General features: G+C 36.5%; 1 protein-coding gene. It reads right to left on the bottom strand.

All coding sequences use genetic code 11. From position 1 onward, the window contains the following. Nucleotides 1–193: 193 nt before the first annotated feature. On the bottom strand, nt 194–1630 hold the full coding sequence (locus H4J61_RS00115) for an IS1182 family transposase (RefSeq protein WP_182182613.1): 1437 nt from the start codon (nt 1628–1630) through the stop codon (nt 194–196). Nucleotides 1631–1774 lie beyond the last annotated feature (144 nt).

A 1774-nucleotide genomic window follows, 5' to 3' on the forward strand; every position in this document is an offset into this window, starting at 1 on the left:
TAGCCCAGCCTGTGTGAAAACTAATTATTGTAAGTTTTCATTATTGAGGGTTTATATCAGCTCTTTATAAGGCTTCGCGTAGCGAAGCCGATATTTATGAATATCCATGCTTTATATTTTTTATTCGTTCAAAATTGCTGATGTTGGCTCCTATTTGAAACATATTTGGGTCTTTTAAGGAAAGAGTTACCTCTTACGGCAACATCACTTCCTTCATCAACTTTTCTATTCCAAATATATTGAGCATTCTTTTTAAATTATACGCCAATACATGCAGGTTCAATTCTGTACTGACATTTTTAAACCCTCTTGTTAAAAGGTGCGTGGCTCCTGCCCACAACTTAATCGTACCAAAGGGATGTTCAACCGTTTGTTTTCGTTGAAGCATCGCATTAGGCGTTGCTTCGAGCAAGGCTTCCATTTTTTCCATATCAGCTTCATGGTTCCAACGTCTCATTCTTCTTGGGTCTTTTTTAGAACGGGTACATTGGCTTCGGATAGTACAATTTTTACAAGCCATACCATTGAAGTAAATTTTGATATCTAACCCTCCTTCTATCGCATTGAATCGATGTTGAAGCTCATTGCCCGCGGGGCAAATATAAACATCATTATCTTGATTGTATTGAAACAGTGACTTGTTAAAAATCCCCTTCTTTTCTGAGCCTGATGTATCGGTTTTAGGTACAAGAGTCGATACACCTAAATCTTGAGTATCTTTAATATCTTGTCGGCTGTAATAACCTTTATCTGCCAATATCGTCGTAACACTTTTCCCTAACGCTTTAAGTGTCTGTTTGGTCATGTTGCACAACTGGCCTCTATCGGTTGTATTGGTGACTTCGTGAGCAACAATTAAATGATGTTTCGTATCGACAGCGCTTTGTATGTTATAGCAAACCGCTCGTGCCATACCCTGTGTTTTCATCAAGCGACTATCTGGATCGACCATTGATATTTGTTTATCAGGATGATTATTTACGGCTAACTCCATCTCTTTTAGTTCGACGAGATGTTGTTTTAGGAAATCTAACTTAGATTCAATATTAGCAATGTTATTTGGTGAGTTCTCTTGTGAATCTGATTGTTCAAGTTGCTGAAAATATTTATTAATATGTTTTTCTACTCGCTCAATATGTGACTTTATTTTACTCGGTGTGTAGTTTTTATCTTTGTTGTTTGACGCCTTAAATTTACTACCATCAATGGCAACGGTCGCTTCACTAAACATATTGAATTTATGGCACATTTGAACGAACGTTTTACAGGCGTTTTTAATTCCAAGATGGTTATCTTTTCTAAAGTCAGCGATTGTTTTAAAGTCTGGTGATAAACGCTCCGTGAGCCACATAAGTTCAACATTACGTTGTGTTTCTCGCTCTAGACAGCGTGATGACTGAATTCGGTTTAAATAACCATAGATATAAATTTTGAGTAATATGGCTGGATGATAACCAGGTCGGCCAGTTGCTTTAGATTGAACACCTTTGAAACCAAGGTTTTCTAAATCTAACCCCTCGACAAATACATCAATTACTCTAACAGGATTTTCTTTAGCGACAAAATCTTCAAGCATTTCTGGAAAGAGGGTTGCTTGGGAGCGAGATAAACCTTTAATATGACGTGACATATAGCCAACATATAATCAATTAACCTAATGAATATTATAGCAAATATAGAGTGATTTATTATCTTGTTTTGAGATTGATTGATCATAAGTATTCGGTGCTTATTCGAAAAAGTGATCAAAACGTTTTCACACAGGCTGAGCCAT

Origin of the sequence: Colwellia sp. MB3u-4, assembly GCF_014077065.1 — a bacterium.
Taxonomy (GTDB): domain Bacteria; phylum Pseudomonadota; class Gammaproteobacteria; order Enterobacterales; family Alteromonadaceae; genus Cognaticolwellia.